The 26,132-nt window shown below is 37.5% G+C and carries 13 protein-coding genes; 10 read left to right on the forward strand and 3 right to left on the reverse strand.

The annotated features are described in order from the left end of the window. Both J3U69_RS07320 and J3U69_RS07325 read left to right on the forward strand, forming a co-directional pair. On the forward strand, positions 1-1,550 hold a 1,550-nt coding region (locus tag J3U69_RS07320; RefSeq protein WP_267413564.1), incomplete at its 5' end, for an SLAP domain-containing protein. A 297-nt stretch (positions 1,551-1,847) separates the two neighbouring features. After that, entirely contained in the window at positions 1,848-12,152 is a 10,305-nt protein-coding gene (locus tag J3U69_RS07325) for an SLAP domain-containing protein (protein WP_267413565.1), read from the forward strand. An 85-nt stretch (positions 12,153-12,237) separates the two neighbouring features. Here J3U69_RS07325 and J3U69_RS07330 read toward each other — a convergent pair whose 3' ends face one another. From J3U69_RS07330 to rpsD, 3 genes are all read right to left on the reverse strand, one after another. Then, a complete protein-coding gene (locus J3U69_RS07330) occupies positions 12,238-13,554 on the reverse strand; it encodes a replication-associated recombination protein A (protein ID WP_103751506.1) in 1,317 nt (438 codons plus the stop codon). Continuing rightward, positions 13,554-14,024 carry a YueI family protein gene (locus J3U69_RS07335; protein ID WP_267413566.1) on the reverse strand — a complete coding sequence of 157 codons (471 nt, stop codon included), beginning with the start codon at positions 14,022-14,024 and terminating at the stop codon, positions 13,554-13,556. Before J3U69_RS07335 ends, J3U69_RS07330 begins: the two co-directional genes overlap by 1 nt. Before the next feature lie 69 nt (positions 14,025-14,093). Next, the gene (gene rpsD / locus J3U69_RS07340; RefSeq protein WP_103751508.1) at positions 14,094-14,705 is read right to left on the reverse strand and encodes a 30S ribosomal protein S4; all 612 of its coding nucleotides are present in this window, start codon (positions 14,703-14,705) and stop codon (positions 14,094-14,096) included. Positions 14,706-15,131: 426 nt separating this feature from the next. Here rpsD and ezrA point away from each other — a divergent pair, with 426 nt between their 5' ends. From ezrA to J3U69_RS07380, 8 genes are all read left to right on the forward strand, one after another. Beyond that, the gene (gene ezrA, locus J3U69_RS07345; RefSeq protein WP_103751509.1) at positions 15,132-16,847 is read left to right on the forward strand and encodes a septation ring formation regulator EzrA; all 1,716 of its coding nucleotides are present in this window, start codon (positions 15,132-15,134) and stop codon (positions 16,845-16,847) included. A gap of 272 nt (positions 16,848-17,119) precedes the next feature. Continuing rightward, positions 17,120-18,277, forward strand: a complete 1,158-nt coding sequence (locus tag J3U69_RS07350; protein ID WP_103751510.1) for a cysteine desulfurase family protein — start codon at positions 17,120-17,122, stop codon at positions 18,275-18,277. Between the two features lie 6 nt (positions 18,278-18,283). Beyond that, positions 18,284-19,501: a tRNA uracil 4-sulfurtransferase ThiI gene (gene thiI / locus J3U69_RS07355; protein WP_220221067.1), complete on the forward strand. Its 1,218-nt coding sequence runs from the start codon at positions 18,284-18,286 to the stop codon at positions 19,499-19,501. 270 nt (positions 19,502-19,771) lie between these two features. After that, complete coding sequence (locus J3U69_RS07360; RefSeq protein ID WP_267413567.1) at positions 19,772-22,411, forward strand: valine--tRNA ligase; 2,640 nt, start codon at positions 19,772-19,774, stop codon at positions 22,409-22,411. A 1-nt stretch (position 22,412) separates the two neighbouring features. Then, on the forward strand, positions 22,413-23,699 hold the full coding sequence (locus tag J3U69_RS07365) for a bifunctional folylpolyglutamate synthase/dihydrofolate synthase (RefSeq protein WP_267413568.1): 1,287 nt from the start codon (positions 22,413-22,415) through the stop codon (positions 23,697-23,699). Then, the gene (locus J3U69_RS07370; RefSeq protein ID WP_267413569.1) at positions 23,677-24,357 is read left to right on the forward strand and encodes an HAD family hydrolase; all 681 of its coding nucleotides are present in this window, start codon (positions 23,677-23,679) and stop codon (positions 24,355-24,357) included. Before J3U69_RS07365 ends, J3U69_RS07370 begins: the two co-directional genes overlap by 23 nt. Positions 24,358-24,392: 35 nt before the next feature. Beyond that, positions 24,393-25,016 (forward strand): JAB domain-containing protein, encoded by a 624-nt coding sequence (locus J3U69_RS07375; RefSeq protein WP_103751515.1) that lies wholly within the window; start codon positions 24,393-24,395, stop codon positions 25,014-25,016. Between the two features lie 96 nt (positions 25,017-25,112). Then, positions 25,113-26,117: a rod shape-determining protein gene (locus J3U69_RS07380; RefSeq protein ID WP_103751516.1), complete on the forward strand. Its 1,005-nt coding sequence runs from the start codon at positions 25,113-25,115 to the stop codon at positions 26,115-26,117. Positions 26,118-26,132: the final 15 nt, after the last annotated feature.

The following is a 26,132-nucleotide window of genomic DNA, read 5'->3' on the forward strand; positions in this document are numbered from 1 at the left end:
CTCAAGCTATCACGAGTGCAACTGATAGTGCTTGGAATACTCATCAAAATGTTACTGGTGATACTCCTGAAGAGATTCAAAAGAACGAACTCGATGCAGAAAAAGCAATTGCCAAGGGTGCAGTAGATGATGCTGCTGCCAATGCCAAGAACAAGCTTGATAAAGATGAGACCAAGAAACCGGATGGTTCGAAATACACTGACAAAGAAAAGAAGGATATTAAGGATCAGATTGATAAAAATTCTAAGGATGCTAAAGATCAGATCGATAATTCCGACGATTCTAGTTCAATCGACAAGCATCGAGATGATGGAATTACCATTATTGGTGGATCTAACGTTGAAATTGATAAGGCTGCTGCGCAAACTAAATTTGACCAAGACACTGCTAAATTGCAAAAGCAAATTGACGATGATTTAGCTGCTAAGAAGTTAAGTCAAGATCAATATGATCAGTTAAAGGAACAGATTAGTAAGGTCAAACAAGATGGTACAAAACGGATTAGTGAGTCGACTACTGCTGAAGAATTAGCTAAAGCACAGGAACAAAATCAAACTGATTTAAATAATATAAGTTCTGCTATTGCTAAAATTGAAGCAACAAATAATGGTTCATCTAATAATTCTAATTCGGGTGGCTCTGGAAGTTCATCAGACGGTTCTGGTAATTCACAAGTACCTGTAGCAACTAAGCCAGGAACTGGTGGAGATAAGGATGTTGATACCTCTGTAGCCAATGCCGAGGAAGTTACCTTAATGCATAATGCTTATGTTTATGATCTTGACGGTAAGAGGTGCAATAAGATTATTCTTGGAGCCGGTTCAATTGTTAAGACTTATGGTATAGAAAATATTAATGGCAATCAGTACTACATTTTGATTGATCGAGGTGATAATAATAGAAAATACTATTTGGCGATTGGCAATGTTAAGTATTTGGTACAAAAACTAAAGAATGATGCTTCAGTCTATGATAAGTACGGCAATAAGATTAAGAATCAGGGCGTTATTAAGAAAGGTGAGACCGTTCATACTTATGGTGATGTAGTCAACATTCGTGGTGAAAAGTACTTTATCATTGGTACAAACCAATACATTAAGGCAAGCAAGGTTAATATTGAGAAGATTGTTCCTAAGACAGAAAATGCTGAGGTTACGCCAGTAAGCGTTCCTGAAAGCACGAAAGAAAACGCAACTGTCGAAAAAACAATCATGCATAATGCTTATCTATATGATGAAAAAGGTGTGAGATGCAATAAATTGATTTTTGGAGCCGGTTCGATCATTGATACGGTTGGTATTAAGCGCATTAATGGTAAGCTCTACTATGGTTTAGCTGATGGAATGTATATAGCTGCTGGCAATATTGATCCGAAGCAATTGAAACTAAAGCATAATGCCTTTATTTACGGTCAATATGGTAATCGCATAAGTAAGAGAATTCTACGCAAGCATAAGAAAGTAAGGACTTATGGTGCACCAGTAAAAATTAAAAATAAGCTTTATTACATTGTTGCTAAAAACAAATATGTAAAGAAGGCCAATTTTTAAAAGCTAAATAGATAAAATAAAAGTGGTACAACTTGTTGAAAATACAGGTTGTACCATTTTTTATATTTGATTTAGTTTTGTCTTATATTATATGTATACATAGATACGTATAAACTGGATTTATTAATAAAAAAATAGGAAAAATAGGCCTATGATGATAATAATTTTAGCGTTCTAATAATTACTTTTACTATAATCTTTTATAAAATATATTAAAAAAGCTTTAAAATTGACTTTAATAATTACAGATATTACGGTATAGATGTATAGGCTATAGTTAATAGAAAGGATATCTGTATGTTAGGTAAAAATAATTTTCAAGAACGATTGAAGCAAATGGAAATGCAAGATAAGCATGACCAGTATTCAATTCGCAAATTGAGTATTGGTGCAGTTTCTGTTTTATTAGGCTTTTCATTTTTCGGTATAAATGCTGAATCTGTTAAGGCAAGCGAAATTAGTCCTGAACAACAAACAAGTCAGGTTGCCACAGATTCGACTACCAAAACGGCAAATAATGTAGTAAAAGAAAATAATCATACTGACTTAAATGAAGAAAAAAGTAATAAGCCAGATTTAACAACATATTCTGGTTTAAGCTTGTTTTTTAAAGAAAGCAATGTAGATCAATCTTCAGCTTCTCAAACAAAGCAGAACAGTAAGGTGTCGAAAGTCACCCAAAAAGCTACTAATGATTCATCTGCTCCCAACCATGAAGAGACAGAAAAGAGCAATTCTTCTACTGAAGTGGCCGACTCTAAGGAAAATAATGATACAAATGACAATGCTTCTGCTAACTCTGGAACTAGTAACAGTAACCAAAAGCAAGATAAGCAAAATAAAGGCGACCAAACTAATAATGATTTAGAGCAAAATAAGCTGCCAGATGATTCTTCCAATAAGCAACCAACTAAGCCGGCTAAACAACAACCTAAAGCTAACCAAAACCTAGGCTTGGTGGATATAATAGGTGATACACCGCAAGTAGAAGGCAATGTTGCTAAGGTATATAATTGGCGTCAATTTGTTAATGCCTATCAGCAAAAAAAGATTCCTGCTAATACGACAATTAACGAAATCGATATTATGAATGATATTTCTGCTGACCAAGATAATGGCACTACCGGTTTTGATTTTACAGGAAGAAAATTGCTGATTAAATCGTCTGGTTTGGGTAGACACAAAATTGATTTTAAAGGCAACCATCCTAACTTAACTTCTGCTAATTCTCTAGACTTGACCTATGAAAATTTAGATTTATACAGTGCTGATTTCTTTGGAGTTATTGATACGGCTAATGTTGGTAATCAAAAAGAAGCCGTAATTACATTTAAAAACGTTAATTTCCATGGTTCACAGATGGTTTATTCAAGTTCTAGAACGCACATCCATTTTGTTGGTGACCAAAACTTGGCGGAAACAATTCATTGCCCATATCCTGGTACTACTGCTTCCAATGGAGATAACCAGCAATTATTTGAGTTTACCAAATCTGATAACACAATTGATTTTGACGAAGGTAACTTTATCGGCAAAACAATTGCGGGTAACATCATTCAGATGGATGGTAGCAATAATACCGTCAACGTAGCTAAGGGTGCAACAGTCAACTTAGATCCTCGTGGCAATGCCGATGGTATTAATGCGACTAAAGCTAATCCAGCAGAAGGTACTGGAACTGTTTTTGCAATCGTAATGCGAGGCGATAAAGAAACGGTTAATGTTCAAGGCGATTTGAATATTAATATTGGTTCAGGTATCTTTTCAGATTACGATTACAAACAGGCTTCTGCCATTTATATTAATAAAACCACTAAGGGTAACACTTCCGCCTTTAATATTCTAAATGGCGGAAATGTCAAAATTAATACTAATGGTGATATTGCTGCTTTTAATAAGAGAAGAAATTTATTGTATGATGGTGGCGACATTAATATTCGACCAAGAGGTTCTTTAACCATCATTGGCCAGAACATGGGCGTATATAATGATACTTTGGTTCTGATTGAAGGAACTGCTACTGTTCAAAATGGTAGTTTTGAAGCTCGGCTAGAAGGAGTAGATACTGGTAGAAACGCTATTATCTTGGTGGATACTGGCCAGGGTGGTTCAATTATTGTTAATAACCCTCGTTCCTTAATATTGGATGCACATTTAAATAAGAATCCAGGAACCAGCATTATCGGGAACAATAAGATTTCAATTACTAACGTCCGCCAGGCACTTGATCTAGGTGACTTACTCAATGGGATTGGTCTTACGGGATCAATTGCGCTTCCGCCATACCATGTTTTGCAGGTTCAAAAGGGTAGTGACACACTCAACGTTAATAAAATTGAAATGTTAAATGGTAATACCAAGATTACATCTGATTATGTAAAAGAGTTAGAGAAAAAACCTGTTGTTTCAGCTATTTTAAACCAGATACCGTTCTTAAAGACAATTTTAGAAGATGCAGGTAAACAAAATTCAACTTTTGATACAGTCTTTGCTCAGGTAATTTCTAAGATTTTTGCCAATAGCTTACTTCCCGGATATAACAACGCTCGCTTTATTCCAGCTAATACAAGTGGTTTTTTGGACATAGATCCAACTAAAGTTAGTGTTGTCACCAATGAAGATGGCTCAAGAGAAGTCGTTGGTGCACCTGGATCTGTGCTAAATTATCAAGAAAGCAAGGATGGACCCGAAAGTGATGGCTTATTCAATAAGATTCTTCCGGGCGGAACTGATGCCTATATTTTAGCTAGCCTAAAGAGTCCTAGTGGCAAAATAACTAGCTGGTTCCCGAAAAACGAACAAAATGGCAATATGATTGAGAGCCCATATGGTAAAACCGCAGATTCCGATGGAAGTCTTAAACAAAAGCAATTTGCTGCCAAAGTCAACAATGACGGTTCCTTTAGGTTAGTTTTACCGACATCAACTACAGCTAATCTTGATGAAAAAACTCAAATTTTATTGACACCGCATGCTAACTTCGTTGAATATGATCCGCTCGCTCTTGATGAAGGATCACGGCCAGTTGCAATTGACTTGAAAATTGCTTCATTAGCTAATGCGCAAAAAGAAGCGGCACAAGCGATCAAAGCAGCAATTACCCAAGCCAAAAATAATTTACCGGCAAGCCTAACTCCAGAGCAGGCTGCTGCTTTCAACCAAGCAATGGCCCAGGCAGATGCTTACACGAAACAACCAACCGAAAAGGGTTATGATGAAAATACTTCTGTATATGGGGCAAAAGATCATTTGTCCGTAAGTAGTAGGCAAAAGAAAGCGCTAGCAATAATTCAAGCGGCAATTGATACGGCTAATGCTCATGATAATTTACAAACCCAAAAGTCTAAGGCAATTGACGAATTACAATCATTAGCTAATGATCAGTCGGCTGCTTATCCATCAATTAAAGACAAAATTAACCAAGCATTGGTAACTGCTACAAACAATATTAAGTCATCTACTACTACTGCAGATAATTTAGCTGACATTTTGGCTAGTGAAAAAGAGAATATTAACGGAGTTGTAAAATCTTATAAGAATAATTTTAAACAAGAACTGAGTGAGTCGTTAAGCAGTGTTAAAGATGATTTAAAGACTGCGGGGGGAGATAATAATTTAACTGAAACGCAGCAAACTGCAATTAATGGATTGATTGATGGCCAAGAAATTACTGCGGTCAATGATGTTATCAAACAAAAGGGTACCATTGATCTAGCTCAAAATGAAGACCAAGTCAAGACTGCAGTTGAACAAGCCAAAGGTAATCTCAAATCAGTTCAAGATAAAATTGCGGCTATAAAATTAGTTGAGCAAGAAGCCAATAAGCAAATTGAGCAGCACAGCCAAGATGCTAGTGAGATTAAGGACGCTTTAAATCAAGCTGTTAGTGCAATTCTTGCTGGTAGTGATCACGATGGTTCTGCAGGAAGGGATGCTATTGCCAATGTCCATAATGAAAAGACACTTGCCGCTGCTAAAATCGAAATAGCTAATGCTGCCAGTGCTGCTAAACTGAAATTGCAAAACAGTGGCTTAAACGTTGATGAACAGCAAAAGTACCTAAATGCAATTGATCAAGTTGTTTTAGTTGCGACTGCTCAAAAAGATTCTCCTTCTTTTGATGCAAATAAATCAATTTATGGTAGTAACAATGATCAAGAGATAGCAAATAAAGTTATGCAGGCCAAGAATCTCTTTGAAAAGGAAGTTGCTAAAGCTGAACTTGCCGCTTATGTTAATGAGATTGAGCAGGCATTAGAAACAACTACTGCTGAAAATGACAAAATTAGCACCGAGCAAAAAAATGGTACTGCCAATATAGATTCAGTAAGCGACAAGAATGAAGATGGTTCTATTGCTGATATTGCCGAAAAAGTTTCTGCAGCCAAAGCAACTGCAAAAGAAAATATTTTAAATGAAGTTAAAATTCTAGCAAAAAAGAGACTTGAGGACAAACGTGATACTGTTTTAGATAATATTAGAAATATTTCTGGTTTAACAAGTGAGAATATTGCTAATAACGAAAAAGAAGCTAATAACTTATTAACTTCACAAGACAAAACTGGCTATAGCGATTTAATTGACACTAGTCAAGACTTTAGTGAAATAAAGACGCATATTAGTGAAGGAATTAAAGCATTAGCAGATTTGCAAGCAGCTGCTAATGAAACTGCTCAGCGCAATAATGCCATCAGTAGCGCCAATAATGCAATCGTTGCTAAGCAAAATGAAGTCAATAAAAAGATTGACGAGTTAGATGTTTTAAATGATCAAGAAAAGCAGAGCTTTAAAGATCAAATTGCTGCTGCAATTGTTAGTTACAATAATGCGGTAGAAAAAACGCCAACTTCTGCTATCAGCAAGTTAGCAGATGCACTGGTTTCACAAATTGATAACATTCTTCAGGATGCAACTGGAAAAGTTTCTACCGAATTTAAGGCACAAAAAGAAGCTGCTTTATCTAGTATTAGTAAGCAGGCACAGGATGCTCGTGATCAAATCAGTAAAATTAGTGATGAGCAATTAAGTTCCACTAATAAAGAATATTATAATGACCTAATTAATCAAGCTGAACAGTTGGCAACAACCCAGATTAAGGCCGCACAAAATACTACAGATTTAAATGCGGCTGCAAATCAAGGAAAAGTTGATATTCAGGATGCTCTTACTAAGGCGTTAGTTGAGGCTGCAAGATCAGCAGCAATCAATGATTTGTTAACTGCCAAAAAGAAAAATGTTGCAGTAATTGAGCAGGCTTCAACGGATCATAAGATAAGTAAGGAAAGTGCACAAAAATACATTGATTCAATTACGGGCTATTATGATAAGGCTGTTGGTCTAGTTAAAAATGATACCAGTATTGTTGACATCAATTCAGACAGTACGCTGGGTATTAATAGCATGAACAGTGTTGCTAATAGTATTGCCGATGATGAAGAAGTTCAGCAACTAGCAAAGCATAAGCAAGATGCTTTGGCTGAACTTGACCGGTTGGCTAATTCTACATTAGCCGAAATTAAGGCTAATGCCTCACTGTCTGGCGTAGAAAAAGATCAGTATGAAAGCCAAATTACGGATGCACTTTCTCAAGCTAAAATAGCAATTGAGGCAGAGACTGCTATTGATGGAATTGATCGCCAAAAAGATGTTGCTAAGGCAAAATTAGCTAATATTGGTACGACAGCAGCATTCCAAGGAGCTAAAGAGGAAGCTTGGAACAAGTTAAATACTGCTAAGAGCATTGTGACTGATCAAATTAATAAGCTTGATAGCATTGATCTTCCAACTAAGAATAAGTTTTTGAAAGAGGTTCAAGATAGCTATGATAAGTCATATGCTGCAATAAAGGACCCTAATCCGGAAACGATTGAGCAAATTAAACAAAGTGCCGATGATGGGGTAACAGAGCTTAAAAACATTGTTAGTGATGTCAATGTTGCTATTGCCATCAGTCAGCAGAACTTAAACAATCACGTTGCCAAGGTAATTCAGGAAATTAATAATTCTAGCACTCTAACAGATGATGCTAAGAAAGAAACAATTGCAAAGATTGAAGATGCTTCGGCAACTGCAATCCAAAATATCGGAAAGGCTACTTCCGAACAAGATGCCAAAAAGGCGGAAACTGACGGAGAAAATGCAATTGATAAAATTGTTGCAGAAAGTTTAGACCTTGCAGGCTTAAAAGAGCAGGCGAAAGCTTCAATCACAACAGCGGCTAATAGTGCTAAGAGCGATCTAAAAACTCAATATGATCAGTTTATTAAAGACTATAATGATTTTATTCAAAATAATCCTAATTTGACTACTGCTGAAAAAGCAGCAATTAAAGAAGATTATGATAATGCAAGTAGTGCTTACGAAAAAGCGACGAATAGCGGACAGTTAATCGATACAGCATTAACAACTGCTACGACAAAAATTGATAAAGCTAAGAATAAGTCTGAAGTAAGCGATGCATTAGTTGATGGCAACCATCAAATTACAACTATTGAACAAGAAGCATCACTAGCAATCAATAAAGCACAGGCAAAACTTAATATTAGAAAGGCCAGCGCTGATGCCCATACTAAATTAACTGATGAAAAAGATATAGCTGCTTTAAACGATGTGGTTAACCAAGGTTTGGCTAACATTGATGCTGAAACTGATGCTGGACTTGTTGCTAAAGATGAAAAAAATGCGCTTAATGGCATTAACAACGTTATTTCGATTGCTAATTCTGAAAATACTAAGAAACAGCGAGAAGCTGCTTTAAATGAATTGGCTGCTATTTTAAATGGTGATCCTGAAACTGGCACGGAAGGAATTCTTAAGCAAATTGCTGATCTTTTAGATGAGAATGGAAAACAGGGATTAACTTCAGAACAAGTAGCTGCTTTTCAGCAAAAAGCACAAAATGCTTATGATACTGCAAAAGGTATTATTAGTGGTGCTGATGCAAAAGATATTGCCGGTTTAAAGGCAGAAGCAATCGCAAATATTAATCAAGCATTGATAGATGCTAAGTTGCAAGTTGCTAAAAATAAGGCAATAACTGAGCTCAATAACATTGCCGATCAGGCGCGCGATAATCCTGATGTAGGTGAAGATGATCAGAATGCAATTGAGCAGAGCCTAAAAGATGCAATAGCAACTATCAATCAAGCCACTGATGTCAATTCGGTTGATGCTGCTAAGTCAGCTGGTGAAAAGGCGCTTAACGGTATTGTAGCCCAAGCCAAAGATTCGGCACTGAAAAATGAAAAAGCGGCAGCTAGGGATGACCTGACTAAACAGGCCGGTAAACTCAAAGATCAAATTAGTCAATCGTGGCAAAATCATTTGATTGATCAAACACAATATGATCGCTTAACCAATCAAGTTAACGAAGCACTTACAGCTATCAATTTGGCTCTTGATGGTGCAGGCAGTATTGATGAAGTAAGACTTGCTAAAGGAAATGGGCAGACAAGTTTAGATCAGATTAAGACAGATCTTGATCAATCTGAAGCGTTAAACAAGGCCCTGAGTGATTTGGATAAGGCAAGTCAGAATGCATATCAAATCGTTGATCAGGTGGCAGCTCAAATTGGTAAGACCCCTGAAGAAATAAGTCAAATAGCTAATACAATGAAGGGTCTGATTGACAAGGAGCACGATAAGGCAGTTAACGATGTGAAGACGGCTCAAACCGGCGTAAAGCCAATTTCAACCATGAAGCAAATTGTTAAAGATGCCCAAGATGCTGTTACCAATTTGACTGATGGCTTCCAGCAGAAAAATGAGTTGATTGGCGAGTTAAATAAACATGCGGATGAAATTAAAGCAGCGCTGTCTGATCCGAGTTCCAAACTTGATCCACTTCAAATTACAGCTGGTGAAAATAAGATTGACCAGGCACTGCAAAATGGTATTTCTGCTATTCTAAAAGCAGATAAGACTGCTGATTTGCAATCATTAAAAGATAATGCAATTACAGCAATCGATAATGCTAAATTACCAAGTGATCTTTTGACTGAGAAGAACACTGCAATTGCAGCGATTAATGATTATGCCGTTCAAGCTAAGAAGACCATTGATCAAAATCAAAAATCTGATGAAAATCCGAATGGTTTGGCAAAAGAATTGATTGATTCGCTAAAAGATCAGGTTGAACAGGCTAGAAAGAAGACCATTGATCAGATTAATAACGTTAACTTAACTGCTTTAACTCCAGACAGTTTGAATGACGCCAAAGCTAATATTAGTGCAGCTTTAAACGGTAGTGTACCTGAAGGACAAGTTCCTGATTTTGGTAAAAAGGGAATTGACGTCATTGTTAATTTGACGAAACAAAAAGCAGGAGTTGTACAGGCAAAGCAAGAAGCAATTGCCAAGCTAGAAAATGAAAGAGCTGCTGCTTTAACTGCTATTATTAATTCTAAGCTGTTGCCAGATGAGCAAATACCATTTAAGAATAAATTGCAACAACTATATGACAGCAGTAAGCAAGCTATTAATGATCTTACTGATTCAGATGAACAGGAAGTTAAGAAGAAGGCAGATGACATAATTGCTAATGCTGGTTTTGCTGATTTAATAACGCAGGCAAAACAGCAAGGCAATAAGTCAACTGCTCTGCGTGACCTTGTTTCTAAAAAGGCCAAAGCATCTAAAATTATTAATGCTTCTCAACTATCGCCGGATGATAAAAAAGATGCATTAGCAGAAATTGACCAACTATTTACTGCTGCTAGTGATAAGGTTAATGAAGGTAAAGACATACCAGAAGATGTTGGTAAGGAAATTGATGAATTATGGCAAAGTGGTCATAAGCCAAATGACTGGTTTGCCAAAGCAAAAGAAAATGCTCTGAGTGGATCAGATCAGATTGGCGGCTTGCAAACCGAATTTAATAAATTGACTGATGAGCAGCGTGATAATGAAGCTTATAAACAATATCTTGCGGATATCAATGACGGTATTAGTGCATTTGGTCAAGCTAATACGATGGAAAACATCAATGACGCTTACGACAAAGGAATGACTGCAATTAACAAGCTTAATGCGCAGGAAGAGATTTCACGGAATCTTGAACGTGCTAAAAATGAAATTAACTCTCATCAAAGCTTGAGCCAGCAGGATAAAGATAAATTAATTGAGAAAGTAAATGATTATGCAAAAAGCAGCCGGAATGAGATTGATAACATTGTGGCTCCAGTCGGCGATACTACAGGTAAAGCTGAGCAGATTAAATCTGCAATTGATTATTTTAAAGCCAACATTGAAAGTTATATCAATCAAGCTAAGACTCTCGCCAAAAACAATGCTGACCAAGAAATCAAGGAGACGTATCAACATGCATTAGAGCAACTGAATGAAAAGTTCGGTTCACACGCAGTTACTGCAGCTACTGCTAAAGCATATAACGATCATGAACATGTAACAGGTGACACACCTGAAGCAATTGAGGCTGATAAGCTAACTGCAATTAAGGAAATAGCTAATGCAGCAATTACGGACGCAATCAATAGTGCACAAAAAGTTGTGGCTGAACTCAAGCATAAGGACGGATCTGATTATTCGGCTGCTGAAAAGGCAATTCTTACTAAGGAAATAGCTAAGCAAGGAAAAACTTTAACTGATAATCTTGCTTCGATATCCGATCCTGAGCAAATTAAAGCACTAATTACGCAAGCAGTTAGTCATTTATCCTTGATTAGTTCTGACCCTAAGACTATTTCTGAGATTTTGCAAAACAATTATCCAAAAGATAGCAATATTAGTAATCCTGTTGTTAATCCAATAACTAATCCGGATAATAAGATTCCTGAAAATAAGACAGAAGAAGTAATGTTAATGCACAATGCATACTTGTATAATGCTAATGGTCAGCGTGATAATCAAATTATTTTAGGTGCTGGCTCAATCGTTACCAGTCATGGCATTACCCGAATTAATGGCCGCGATTTCTACATTTTGGTAGATCAAGGTGCAAAGCAGAAGAAGTATTACTTAGCTGTTGGTAATGTGCAATCTACTAGCCGGATTTTACGTCATAATGCCTTTGTCTATAATAAGCATGGCAAACGAATTATGAGTGCAGGTATCCGTTATAAGGGCAAGCAAATTAAAACTTACGGCTCTCAAGTTACAATTAAAGGCAAGAAATACTATATTATTGCCCATAACCGCTATGTCAAAGCAGCAAATGTTGGTAGTAAACTTATTCAAAATGCTCAAACGGCTAATGTTGCCGCATCCAGCGCTTTAACTAGCCAAAATATCATTGAAAAAAGAGTTATGCATAATTCATATCTGTATGATCAAAGTGGTATTCGAGCTAACAGATTAATTGTTTTGGCAGGCTCAAAGCTTAATTTTGAAAAGCAAACGACTATCAATGGTCGTCCATTCTATCGTTTGAGTGATGGCTTGTATATTGCTGCCAACAATATTGATGGTCAAAGTGTTGGGTTAAAGCACAATGCATATATTTATAATCAACACGGAGAGCGTCAAACTAGAAGAATGCTAAGAAAGAGTCAGCAGATAAGAGTTTATGGTGATCCAATCAAGATTAATGGTCACAAATATTATATTTGCGATATCAACAAATACGTGAAAGCTGGTAACTTCTAGTTTTAAATAAGCGATAAAAAAAGAAGTCGTAAACCGATAAAGTCGGTTTACGGCTTCTTTGTGTTATAAAAATGCATGACTGGGCTTAATTATGAGACTTTTTACGTAAGCCTTCGTCTTGCATTTGTCGTAAAATCTCGTATTGCTTTTTAAGGGCTTTTTCTATTTTTGAATTTCCTTTGGGCGCAAAATATTGTTTACCAGTTAATTTGTCTGGCAGGTATTGCTGAGCCACCCAGTCGCCGGAGTATGAATGTGGGTATACATAGCCAGTGCCATGTCCTAATTTTTTTGCTCCAGAATAGTGTGCATCTTTTAAATCATCAGGGATACTGCCGTAATCAGTACTTCGAACATCATTTAAAGCGGAATCAATTGCGCTAATCGCACTGTTGCTTTTGGGCGATAACGACAATTCAATAACCGCACTGGCAAGAGGGATTCTGGCTTCGGGAAAGCCTAAACTTTGCGCAGCTTGAATGGCTGTAATGGCATGTTGGGCAGCAGCAGGGTTAGCAAGACCAATATCTTCATAGGCAATTACGCTAAGCCGGCGACAGATTGAGATTAAATCACCAGATTCAATTAAACGCGCTAAATAATGTAAAGCAGCGTCCGTATCAGAGCCGCGAATTGATTTCTGGAAAGCGGAAACTAAATCATAGTGACCATCACCATGAGCATCAAAATTTTGACTACGCATTTGAATTGAATTAGCCATCTCGTCTTGGTTAATAGTAAAACCTTTTTCGGGATCTTTTTTAGCCATAATGAGTTCTTGCTTTGTAGAACGCACAGCTAATTCAAGTCCATTCAGGGTAGAACGAAGGTCGCCATTTCCTTTTTGAATTAATAATTGCTTGGCATCTGCAGTTAGCTTAACTTTATATTTGCCTAAGCCTTCGGTCTGATCGCTTAAAGCACGGTCAATTGCTTTCGCAACATCAGTTTCAGCAAGCGGTTTAAGTTCAAAAATTTGGCAACGTGACCTAATGGCAGGCGAAATCGAGATATAAGGATTTTCAGTTGTAGCACCAATCAAAATGATTTGACCGGATTCTAATAATGGTAAAAGAAAATCCTGCTTAACTTTGTCTAAACGATGAATCTCATCGAGCAGGAGGATTACTGTTCCGCTCATTTTACCTTCAGCTGCAACTTGTTCAAGCTGTTTTTTACTATCAGTTGCTGCATTAAGTTTACGAAAAGCGTATTTGGTTGAACCAGCAATTGCACTAGCGATACTTGTTTTACCTATGCCCGGTGGCCCATAAAGAATCATTGAGGAAAGAAGTTTGGCTTCAACCATTCGGCGAATTATCTTGCCGGGCCCGATTAAATGTTGTTGTCCCACAACTTCATCTAAGTTTTGTGGTCGCATTCGATATGCTAAAGGTTTCATTATTTGTCTCCATGAAAAATCCGTTTCCAAAAACCGACTTTTTTAGGCTTAGTTGGTTGGCTCAGCTCCGTTTTAGGTATTTCTGGTGGATAAACTTGCGCAATTTCGATTCGCATTTTATTAATTGCTGTTTGCGCAACTACCAAAATCGCCGTATCATCTGGGCCAGTTTTAGCAGTTTCGTCACTGACAATGGTAAATGGAATGTTATGTTGACTGCATTGGGTTTCTACTTGACTTAAAAAATCATCATTCACATTGCAGTTAATTATAAGTGAATATTTAAGATAGTCCTGAAAGTGAGCTAAAAATAGGTCAGTTAATTTTTTATTTTCAACTTCCACATTTGTCATTCTGACAAAAACCCGCTCACGTAGTGATCCTAAGAAGCGCCGGCGTTCATCAGGCTTTGTCTGGGGGGTGATTCCTTGTGCTGCATTGGCAACTCTGGTATTTAAATCATCGGACATTGTTTGCTTGTTCCTTTCGAGTAACAAAAAACCCTTTCCATGTAGGAAAGGGGATTTGCGGATAAAAAATTAAAGTAACTTGTTGTAGTATTCAACAACTAAAGCTTCATTAATTTCTGGTTCCATTTCATCACGTTCTGGAAGACGTACAAGTGAACCTTCCAATTTGTTGTCATCAAATGAAACAAATGATGGACGGGATGCAGCTGCTTCAAGTGCATCTTTAACTTGTTGTAAGTTCTTTGACTTTTCCTTAAGGCCAATAACTTGACCAACTTTAACTTCGTAAGATGGAATGTCAACACGTTTGCCATCAACAGTAATGTGACCGTGGTTTACTAATTGTCTAGCTTGTTCTCTAGTAGTAGCTAAGCCTAGACGGTAAACAAGACTGTCTAAACGGCATTCAAGTAAAATCATGAAGTTAGTACCGTGCTCACCTTCACGGATTTTACCAGCGCGCTTGAACAAAGTTCTAAATTGACGCTCGTTTAAGCCGTACATCCAGCGCAACTTTTGCTTTTCGTGAAGTTGCTCACCGTATTCTGACAAACGACCACGTGAATTAGGACCGTGTTGACCAGGAGCATAGTTACGACGGCTAAGTTCCTTACCAGTACCTGAAAGTGAAATACCTAATCTTCTTGAACGTTTCCAACTTGGACCTGTATATCTTGACATAAAATCCTCCAATAAAATCTGATAACAGTTTTTGGAGTAAAATATTACGTATAAGTTCAACATTCGTGCATCTTAATTTTCATTTTCGCCTGTTGCAGCGTCGGTTACTCGTTCACTTAAACGTATTAAGATGTTGACGTTCTTGTCACTTATAGCTGCAAATATTTTACAACCCCTACATTATAGCGAGCTGTTCCTACTAAATCAAGAAAAAAGTTAAATGAATACTAATTCTGTAGTAAAGTCGTCAGTACTAAATTTTTACTTGTAACGAAAATAATCGCAAAAAACTATTATATAGGTAAATTTTAGTAAAGAATTAGCTCTGATAATTCATGAACTAGATACTTCTGGCACTTCTTGAAATCAGGTTCCCACACTGGTAAAGAAGTTTGGTATAATTGGAAGTAGTTTTGGAGGAAAAATATGTCATCAACTCAGTCAATTATTGTAATAATTGCAATTTTAATCATCATTCTAATTATAGCATTTATGCTCATCGTTAATCGAAAGCAGCTGCGGGAAATAATTGAGCTTGACGACTTGATTACCAAGATTGAGAAAATGAACTTGGACGCAGACATTATCAAGCTGGATAAAATGGATCTTGCGGGAGAGAGTTTAACGACATTAACTACTTGGCGCAAAAATTATGATCAAACCACAACGAAGAAGATTCCAGAAGTTCAGGATTTGATTGAAAAGGCTGCTGAACAAAACGCTCATTATCAGCTTTTTAAGGCTAAGAAAAATATCAATCAAGCTCAGGAAATTATGAGACCGACTTTTGATGATGCAAAAAATACTAAGGAAGTCTTTACTGAACTTTTAGAGTCAAATCGCGAAAATCAAATGCAGCTTGACGATTTAAATAAAAATTATCAGGATATGCGCAAGCAGGTTTTGGCTGATTCTTTTGAGTATGGTCAAGCATTGGACCAAATTGAAAGTGAGCTGTCTGCAATAGAAGGTGACTTTACCGAAGCCAAAAGCCTAACTGCACAAGGTGATCAAGTAGAAGCAAAACGAGTCTTGTCAAAAATCAAGGTTGCATTAACTGGTGTGAAAACTAAATTACCAGAAATCAGACAGGCTCGTCATGAACTTGATACGGTTTTCCAGGATCAACTACGGGAAATTTCTGATTCATACAAAAAAATGATGTCGTCGAAGTATTACATTACCAAGATTGATGTACTAGCAGAAATTAAAAAAGTGCGAACTGAAGTTGATGATGCGCGTAAGTTGTTACAAGATCTAAAAATCGATGAACTTAATGAGAAGATTAGTAAAATTCAAAAAGAAATTGCCAACTTATACGATGTCTTAGCGAAAGAATACAAGGCTCGTCCTTTTGTTGAGGAAAATCAGGACAAAATTCAGCGCCTTCTTTCTCACGAACAAGTTGAATCGAAAAAATTAGTTGAGAAGTTGCGTCATATTGATGAAAGTTACGAGTTAACTCACGGTGAATTAGCTGAAAGTCGGCAGTTAGAGCAAGAAGTAAATGACATGAATCGGCAATATACCGTTGATACTCAAAATATTGCTGACGGAAAGGGAGTCTATTCCGATATTAAGGCTTCTTGGTTAAGCATGCTTGAGCGTCTGCGTGAAATTTCTGATAAGCAGACCAAGATGGCACAAGACGTTGATGGCTTATATGATTCCGAAAATGTTGCCAACGATTCAATCAATCGCTTTAAGCAAGAAGTTTCATTAGTATATCGCCGCTTGGAGCGGAAAAATCTGCCGGGTAATCCTGATACTTTTGTGCAGATGTACACCTTGGTAGTAAATGAAATCGGTCATGTTGCTAAGGAACTTAGCGAAGTAAGAATTAACATGGAAAAAATTTCTAATGAATTAATTCAGATTTCAGATGACGTTGAACGTTTGAAAAGAGAAGCAGACGAAATTATTAACTGTGCCGATTTAGTAGAACTGACCTTGCAATATTCTAATAAGTATTCAAGTAATGAGACAATTAAAAAAGCGCAAACTAAGGCAATGGAATTGTATAGCCAAGAATTTAATTACAAAGATGCTCTTGACACCATCGCCACTGCTCTTGAAAAAGTGGAACCAGGATCATATCAACGCTTAGAAAATGCGTATTATTCAGATAAGAAAAATAACTAACCTTAAATTCGAAAAAGTACTGTATCAATGGCAAAATACGGTACTTTTTTGTTGGCAAAGTAAAATTTTTGAATTATTCACAAAAATAGTGTTACTATTTTAGAGCAATTTTCCATCTAATATTAAGGAAGCAGCGGTTCTTTCTTACTTATCACTGCAAAAAGAGAATTATAATTTCCTTATCTAAATTGCAATTGAAGCGTTGGGGCTTTTAAGTTACAATTTATTAGTTAACAATAGCTATTTAGAGCTTTTTGAGGGGAGTAAAGTTTGTGATTTATTTTGACAATAGTGCAACGACTAAAATTGATCCGTCTGTTTTAAGTACCTATGATCAAGTCGCGCAAACCATTTGGGGCAATCCGTCAAGCTTGCACAAATTAGGTGACCGGGCGTTTCAATTATTGGAAAGCTCCCGAAAACAAATCGCTAGTTTATTAGGAACACAAACCGAGGAAATCTTTTTTACTTCTGGTGGGACTGAATCTAATAATTTGGCGATTAAAGGAACGGCTTTTCAGAAAAGAAAATTTGGCAAACACTTGATAACTTCTAGTGTTGAACATGCGTCTGTCACAAATGCTTTTAATACTTTGGAGTACCTCGGCTTTCGGGTTACGCACTTGCCAGTTGATAAACAAGGGCGGGTTAATGTCAATGACCTTCGCAACGCAATTGATTCAGATACTACCTTAGTTTCAATAATGGGTGTTAATAATGAAATTGGCACCATTCAGCCAATTGATGAGATTAGCGATCTGTTAAGCAATTATCCGACTATCAATTTTCATGTAGATAATGTTCAGGCATTAGGCAAAAATATTTGGTCACGCGTATTCACCCCGCGGGTCGATTTTTCCAGTCTTTCGGCGCATAAATTCCATGGACCACGAGGCATTGGTGTTTTCTATAAAAGAGAGGGTAAGATGCTTGCACCCCTTCACGATGGTGGAGGGCAAGAAAAAGGCATGCGTTCAGGAACCGAAAATTTACCGGCAATTGCGGCAATGGCAAAAGCGATGCGTTTAGTTTTAACTGATGAAAAAGCTAAGGCTGGTAAAGAAGCAGCAATTAAAGCTAAGATTGTTGATTATCTGCAGAAAAAGCCAGGAATTAAAATATTTTCACCAGTTAACGATAATTTTGCTCCGCACATTTTATGCTTTTCACTAGAAGGCATTCGGGGCGAAACACTTGTCCATACTTTGGAAGAACATGATATTTATACTTCCACAACCTCTGCTTGTGCTTCGACCAAGGTAGATGAGGCAAGTACTCTTATTGCTATGCATATTGATGATAAAATCGCGACTAGTGCCATTAGGCTGAGCTTTGACGAAACGAATACACTTGAAGAAGCGGATGAATTTATCGCGGTTTTTGACCAGATTTACCGTCACTTTGCTCGAATTAATCATTTAGGAGAATAATTTTTAATGAAATATACTGAAGTTATGGTTCGCTATGGTGAACTTTCAACTAAGGGAAAAAATCGCAAAGATTTTATTGGTCGTTTGGCTGGTAATGTTACCAAAGTATTGCGCGACTATCCACAAGTTGAGATTCACCCTAAACATGACAGAATGCACATCGTATTGAATGGTGCACCGTTTGAAGAAATAGACCAACATTTGAAAAAGGTGTTTGGCATCCAGACATATTCACCGACAATTAAGGTTGATAAAACGCTTGAGGCAATTGAAGAAACTGCTCTTGCCTTGATGAAAGAAACTTACCAAAAAGGCATGACATTTAAAGTCAATACCAAGCGTAGTGATCATCATTTTGCTTATGATACCAATGAATTAAATTTAATGATTGGTGATTATCTTTTTGATCATATGTCTGATTTAAAAGTTGAAATGAAACATCCCGATCTTGTTTTACGTATAGAGGTTCGCCAGGACGCAATCTATCTTTCAAACCAATTATTGCGCGGCGCAGGCGGAATGCCTGTTGGAACAGGTGGGCGTGCTGTTATGATGCTTTCTGGTGGGATTGATTCTCCTGTCGCATCGTATCTTGCCTTAAAACGTGGCGTTGATATTGAAATGGTCCACTTTTACAGTCCGCCTTATACGACAGAGAAGGCTTTGAATAAGGCCAAGGAGTTAACAGGAATTTTGGCTAATTATGCCGGACGAATTAACTTTATTGCTGTTCCGTTTGCGGAAATTCAAGAAATAATTAAAGAAAAAATTCCTGAAGGTTACTTAATGACGGTTCAGCGCCGCTTTATGTTGCGACTGGCTGACCAAATTCGGGCAAAAAGAAAAGACCTAGCAATTTTCAACGGTGAATCTGTTGGTCAAGTTGCTTCGCAAACGCTTGAATCAATGACAGCCATTAATGATGTAACAACGACTCCCGTATTGCGTCCCGTTGCTACGATGGATAAAACAGAGATTATCAGTTTAGCTGAAAAAATTGGAACATTTGACTTATCAATTCAACCATTTGAAGACTGTTGTACAATTTTTGCTCCCCCACGTCCTAAAACTAAGCCTAGACTTGATAAGGCACGGGAATATGAAGCTCGGCTTGATGTTGATGGCTTAATTCAGCGTGCACTTGCAGGTATTAAAGTAACGCCAATTTATCCTGACGAAAAGTTCTTGGCTGATAAAGCCGAAGAAGATACTGCACTACTTTAAAAAACATGTTATAATGCTAGCAAAGCAAAAATCAAGAGGTATTAACCTTATAAATAGAGAAAGGCCCAATGTTGGTGAAAGGCCGAATGAAGGTTAATTGGTAGCTTGATTAAGCTGGTTAGCTGAACTATTAGTAGGCTAATCCGGTAAGTTCACCGTTATCACTTTCAAGAGAAGCAAGTTTTAACTTGCTTAACCTTAGGTGGTACCGCGGTTAAATTAGATCGTCCTAGACAATTTGTCTAGGATTTTTTTATTGGGAGAAAAATTATGTCAGATTTAGCACCTAAATATGATCCCCATGAGGTTGAAGAAGGCCGGTATCAAGAATGGCTTGATCAAGATCTTTTTAAACCTTCTGGAGATAAAAAAGCTCACCCTTATTCAATTGTTATTCCTCCACCCAATGTTACTGGTAAGCTGCATTTGGGTCATGCTTGGGATACAGCGATTCAAGACACATTAATAAGATATAAACGAATGCAAGGTTATGACACACTCTATTTGCCCGGAATGGATCATGCCGGAATTGCTACACAGGCTAAAGTTGAAGCAAAACTGCGTAAGCAGGGCAAAGACCGTCATCAGATGGGCAGAGAAGCTTTCGTTAAGCAAGTTTGGGACTGGAAAGATGAATACGCCAATATTATTAAGAGTCAATGGGCAAAGATGGGCTTGTCACTTGACTATTCTCGCGAACGGTTCACTTTAGATGAAGGCTTGTCCAAAGCTGTTCGGCGGGTTTTCGTTCAACTATACAACGAAGGATTAATTTACCGTGGTGAATATATCATTAATTGGGATCCAGAACTGCAAACGGCACTGAGTGATATTGAAGTTATTCACCAAGACGATAAAGGTGCTTTTTATCATATTAAATATCCATTTGCCGATGGTTCTGGGTTTGTTGAAATTGCAACTACTCGTCCAGAAACCATGTTTGGTGATACTGCTGTTGCGGTAGCTCATGGAGATGAACGATACAAAGATATTGTCGGTAAAGAATTGATTTTACCACTTGTTGGCCGTCATATTCCGATTATTGAAGATCAACATGTTGATCCGGAATTTGGAACTGGTTTAGTAAAGATTACACCAGCTCACGACCCGAATGACTTTGCCGTTGGCAATCGCCACAATTTGAAGCGAATTAATGTCATGAATGATGACGGTACGATGAACGAAAATGCTGGTAAATACGAAGGCATGGATCGTTTCGAATGTCGTGAAGCAGTTGTCAAAGATTTAAAAGATCAAGGCTATTTAATTAAAGTTAAGCCAATTGTTCACTCTGTTGGTCACTCAGAGCGTTCTGGTGTTCAAGTTGAGCCGCGTCTGTCTACCCAATGGTTCGTTAAAATGAAGCCGTTAGCAGAAAAGGTTTTAGAAAATCAAAAGACTGAAAATAAAGTAAACTTTATTCCTGAAAGATTTGAGCAAACTCTTAATCACTGGATGGAAGATGTTCATGATTGGGTAATTTCGCGCCAGTTATGGTGGGGTCATCGTATTCCTGCATGGTATAACAAAAAAACTGGCGAAATGTATGTTGGCGAGCATGAACCAAAGGATAGCGAAAATTGGGAGCAAGACCCAGATGTTTTAGATACTTGGTTTTCAAGCGCATTGTGGCCATTTTCAACGATGGGCTGGCCTGATGAAAATTCTGCGGATTACCAACGCTATTTCCCAACTAATGCTTTGGTTACTGGATACGATATTATCTTTTTCTGGGTTTCACGTATGATTTTCCAAAGTCTTCATTTTACCAAGAAGCGTCCGTTTAAAGATGTTGTTCTCCACGGCTTAATTCGTGATGAACAAGGCAGAAAGATGAGTAAATCGCTCGGTAACGGTGTTGATCCGATGGATGTTGTTGATCAATACGGCGCAGATGCCCTAAGATGGTTTTTACTTAATGGAACTGCTCCTGGCCAAGATACACGTTATAACCCTAAGAAGCTTGCTTCGGCATGGAATTTTATTAATAAAATTTGGAATGCCGCACGGTTTGTAATTATGAACTTGCCAGCAAATGCCCAGCCAGCTCATATGCCAGATACTGCCAATTTTGACCTGGCAGACAGTTGGATTTTCGACCGCTTAAATCACACTGTTAGTGAAGTTATTCGGTTGTTTGATGAGTATAAATTTGGTGAGGCTGGCCGAGAATTATACAACTTTATCTGGAATGACTTTTGTGACTGGTATATTGAAATCTCAAAGGTTGCTTTAAACAGTGAAAATGAAGAACTGAAGACAAGAAAGCAAGCTAACCTCGTTTGGATTCTTGACCAAACTTTGCGACTTTTGCACCCAATTATGCCGTTTGTTACTGAAAAGCTTTGGCTGTCTATGCCGCATGATGGTCAGTCAATCATGACTGCTAAATATCCAGAAGTACACCCAGAATTTGCTAATGAAAAAGCAAATCACGATATGGCTTTCTTAATTGAAGTGATCAAGGCTGTTCGGAACATCCGTACTGAAGTTAATGCTCCATTATCATCACCAATTGACATCATGATTCAACTTGAAGATGCCGAAAACGAACAAATTCTGACTGATAATGAAGAGTACGTTAAGAACTTTTTGCACCCAAAGAAGTTGACTATTGCAACTGAACTTGCTGCGCCAAAATTAGCTAAGACAGCAGTTATTTCAGGAGCACAAATCTTTGTTCCATTAGCTGATTTGGTTAACATTGACGATGAAATCAAGCGAATGGAAAAAGAAGAAAAAGATCTGGTTAGTGAAGTTGAGCGTTCAACCAAGAAGCTGAACAATCAAGGCTTTGTTGCCCATGCTCCTGAAGCTGTTATCGACAAAGAAAAAGCTAAAAAAGCTGATTATGAAAGTCAACTTGACAGTGTTCGCCAGAGAATTGAAGAATTGAAAAAGAGTGAATAATGTGAATTTTACCAATACTCAAGATGTGATTAGTTATTTATATTCGCTACCGAAGTTTCATGAAAAAGCAGATTTATCATACATTAAAAGAACTTTGGCTGCTTTACACAATCCTCAGGATAAAGTAAAAACCGTTCATGTCACGGGCACTAATGGTAAGGGTTCAACTTGTTATTATTTAAGTAATTTGTTGCAAAAGGCTGGTCAAAAGACCGGCCTTTTTGTTTCACCCTATGTTTTCGAATTTAATGAACGAATTCAGTTAAATGGACAAAACATCAGTGATGACCGTCTCATTGATTTGGCTAATCAGATTGAAAAAGTTCTTAGCAAGATTCGTCAAACTGAACCTGACTTTGCATTAGCGACTTTTGAATATGAAGTGGCGATGGCTTTTCTTTATTTTGCTCAGGAAAAGTGTGACTTTGCCGTGATTGAAGTGGGCATAGGTGGTGAACATGACAAAACTAATGTGATTACCCCAAAAGTAAGTGTCATCACAACAGTAGGGCTTGATCACGAACAAATTATTGGCCCAACACTTAAGGATATTGCCCGCGAAAAAAGTGGCATTATCAAGAAAAATCGGCCGGTAGTTTTAGGCAATATTCCCGAAGAAGTATTACCAATTATTTTAGCTAAGGCCAATGACGAAAATGCCCCTGTGAAGCTCTGGAACAAGAATTTTAGAATGGAAACTGAGCAAAATAAGGACATGATATATCGTGACGGAAACAGCGCCCTATCTTTTATCGCCCGGCCTAAGGTAGAAGGAATTGATATTTCCGTGGCGGTTCAGGCTTTTAAGTTATTAAATTTGAAGTTAACTGATCTTCAAATTGAAAGAGCAATTAATGAAACTGTTATTCCAGGTCGTTATCAAATTTTGGCGACCAAACCGCTAATTATTCTTGATGGTGCTCATAATATTCAAGCAATGAAAAATCTGTTAACTTTTGCTCACGAGCAGCAGCAAAAACGGCATGGAATAATTAGAATTTTGATCATGATGATGAAAGATAAAGATTTAACAGAAGTTTTTGCTCTATTTAAACCTACTGACCGCGTCATGCTTACAACAATTGACTATCCACGGGCGGCTAAAGAAGCCGATTTTCCACCAGAAGTTCGGGAAAAATACGAATATCATTCGGATTGGCAAAAAACCTATACCCAGATGAGACAAGCTAGCCAGGCAAATGATATACTGCTAGTAACAGGTTCGTTTTATTTGGTGGGCAACATCCTGCAAATGGAGGAAAAGAATGAGGATAGAAAACAGCACTGACGAAATTAATGGTGTGCTTCTTGATATGGATGGCTTACTGGTTAATTCAGAAGAATTATACTGGCAGGCGAATATTCAAGCGTCTCATGAAGCCAATTTATCAACTCCAGATGATATGTACTTAAAGTTGGTTGGTTCAACTAATAATGATATGCAAAATTTTTATAATGAGTATTTTGAAAGTAGTGCTCAACGTGATCGGTTTATTAAAAGAACTGATGAACTGGTGTGGCAATGGACTGACCAGGGAAAGCTGAAGCTGCGTCCGGGAGTGCAAGAAACCTTAGATTTTTTGTATGAGCGTGACATACCGATGGCTATTGTCACTAGTAATACAGAGAATGTGGTAGAGCATAATTTATGGGTGACGGGAACGCGAAATTATTTTCAGTTTCACTTAAATTATGATGACGTTTTAAAAAATCACGTTAGACCTAAACCAGCACCGGATATTTACTTGTTGGCTGCCAAAAAAATTGGGGTTGCAAAAACTAATTTGCTGGCATTTGAAGATTCTTCACCAGGGCTGCAATCAGCGGTAAACGCTGGAATCAAATGCATGATGGTTCCAGAACTAATACCGGCTAGCAAAAAGGATCATGAAATTGCCACGTGCATTTGTAAAGACTTTTTTGCAGTTCTAAAGCAATTTCGGTGATTTTATACGTATTTAATAGTGAAAGGAATGATTTAATGAAAATTATGAAGTCCAAGCACTATTTAATTAATACGGATATGGAATTGTTGAGTACTTTATTTGGTCAATTAAAGGAAGAGGGAATTACTGAATTTGAACAACTAATCCAAAAAATAAAAGGATTAGGGTTAAATGATTTTAACGATTTATTTAAATATTTATCGGGCGCAAATTGTCCTGAGAATATAGCTATTATAAGTGAAGATTTGCTTGAAAGATTGCGAATGGCGTCGTTTGATCGTGATGATGTGTTGACTTCTAGTAATGAGGTAGGCATGTATCTGACTAATAAATTAGCCAATCGCAAGCAAGAGGAACTGTGGGCTTTTTATATTGATAACAGCAATCATATTATTGCTGAAAAATGCCTGTTTAGGGGAACTTTGGATAAATCTGTTGCACATCCACGTGAGATTTTCCGCTGGGCAGTAATATATCCTTGTGCAGGTATATTCGTAGTTCACAATCATCCCAGTGGTAACTTGATTCCTTCACAAAGTGATTTGGAATTAACCAAAATGTTGCAAAAAGCATCAGAGATGATGCATGTTGATTTTTTAGACCATTTTATTGTAGGAAAAGGGCGTTATTTAAGTATGCGCGAACACCAATTGTTTTAAGTTCGTCTTAAAGTTACACCGCAAATCTTTTTTAAATTGCACTTTATGCTATAATTATTCAAGATTTAGAGACTGCAGGAATAAGGAGAGATTTTCGTGTTTGGATTAGGAGCAAAAAACATTGGCATCGATTTAGGAACCGCCAATACGCTTGTCTATATGGAAGGCAAAGGTATTGTATTAAGGGAGCCTTCCGTTGTTGCCAAAAATACACAAACTAATAAAGTGATTGCTGTCGGTTCAGAAGCAAGAGAAATGATTGGTAGAACACCATCATCAATTGTTGCAATTCGACCAATGAAAGACGGTGTGATTGCGGATTATGATACAACCGCATCGATGCTCAAGTACTTTATTGAAAAAACAGTTGGTAACGCGAAACCTTCAGTAATGATTTGCGTTCCTTCAGGAGTAACTGAAGTAGAAAAGCGGGCTGTCATCGATGCTGCTCGTGTTGCTGGTGCTCGTGAAGCTTATGTAATTGAAGAACCTTTTGCCGCAGCTATTGGTGCCGGTCTTCCAGTAATGGACCCAACTGGCTCAATGGTTGTTGATATTGGTGGGGGAACAACTGATGTTGCTACTATTTCGTTAGGCGGGATAGTTTCTTCAACTTCAATTCGTCAAGCTGGTGATAAGTTTAATGCTGCTATTGTGAATTACGTTCACTCAAACTTTAACTTGCTTATTGGTGAACGGACAGCTGAAGATATTAAAATCCAGATTGGCTCAGCTTCGGTTGATAAAGCAAAGGATATTGAGGCAGTGAATATTCGCGGACGTGATTTAGTCACGGGTCTGCCAAAATCCGTTGATGTAAAAGCTGTCGATGTTTCTGAGGCAATTCAGGATGTTGTCCAAGATATTATTGTTGCAATTAAAGAAACACTTGAGCAAACTTCACCAGAAATTGCTGCTGATGTGATTGATCACGGAATAGTTTTAACTGGTGGTGGCGCACTGCTTAAGAACTTACCAGATGTAATTTCAGAAGCTACTAAAGTTCCTGTCTTTATTGCCCAAGATCCGCTTGACTGTGTTGCAATCGGCACCGGCGAGTCTCTTAAAAATATCGAAGTAATGCGTAGAAGTCGCAGATAATATTAAAAGTCGGCT

Origin of the sequence: Lactobacillus sp. B4026 (genome assembly GCF_026535825.1) — a bacterium.
In the GTDB taxonomy this organism is placed as follows: Bacteria; Bacillota; Bacilli; order Lactobacillales; family Lactobacillaceae; genus Lactobacillus; species Lactobacillus panisapium.

Excerpts from the sequence above, each read along its gene's own strand:
- J3U69_RS07325 (WP_267413565.1), top strand. The coding sequence starts at position 1,848 with ATGTTAGGTAAAAATAATTTTCAAGAACGATTGAAGCAAATGGAAATG.
- J3U69_RS07330 (WP_103751506.1), bottom strand. The coding sequence starts at position 13,554 with ATGAAACCTTTAGCATATCGAATGCGACCACAAAACTTAGATGAAGTT.
- J3U69_RS07335 (WP_267413566.1), bottom strand. The coding sequence starts at position 14,024 with ATGTCCGATGATTTAAATACCAGAGTTGCCAATGCAGCACAAGGAATC.
- rpsD (WP_103751508.1), bottom strand. The coding sequence starts at position 14,705 with ATGTCAAGATATACAGGTCCAAGTTGGAAACGTTCAAGAAGATTAGGT.
- ezrA (WP_103751509.1), top strand. The coding sequence starts at position 15,132 with ATGTCATCAACTCAGTCAATTATTGTAATAATTGCAATTTTAATCATC.
- thiI (WP_220221067.1), top strand. The coding sequence starts at position 18,284 with ATGAAATATACTGAAGTTATGGTTCGCTATGGTGAACTTTCAACTAAG.
- J3U69_RS07360 (WP_267413567.1), top strand. The coding sequence starts at position 19,772 with ATGTCAGATTTAGCACCTAAATATGATCCCCATGAGGTTGAAGAAGGC.
- J3U69_RS07370 (WP_267413569.1), top strand. The coding sequence starts at position 23,677 with ATGAGGATAGAAAACAGCACTGACGAAATTAATGGTGTGCTTCTTGAT.
- J3U69_RS07375 (WP_103751515.1), top strand. The coding sequence starts at position 24,393 with ATGAAAATTATGAAGTCCAAGCACTATTTAATTAATACGGATATGGAA.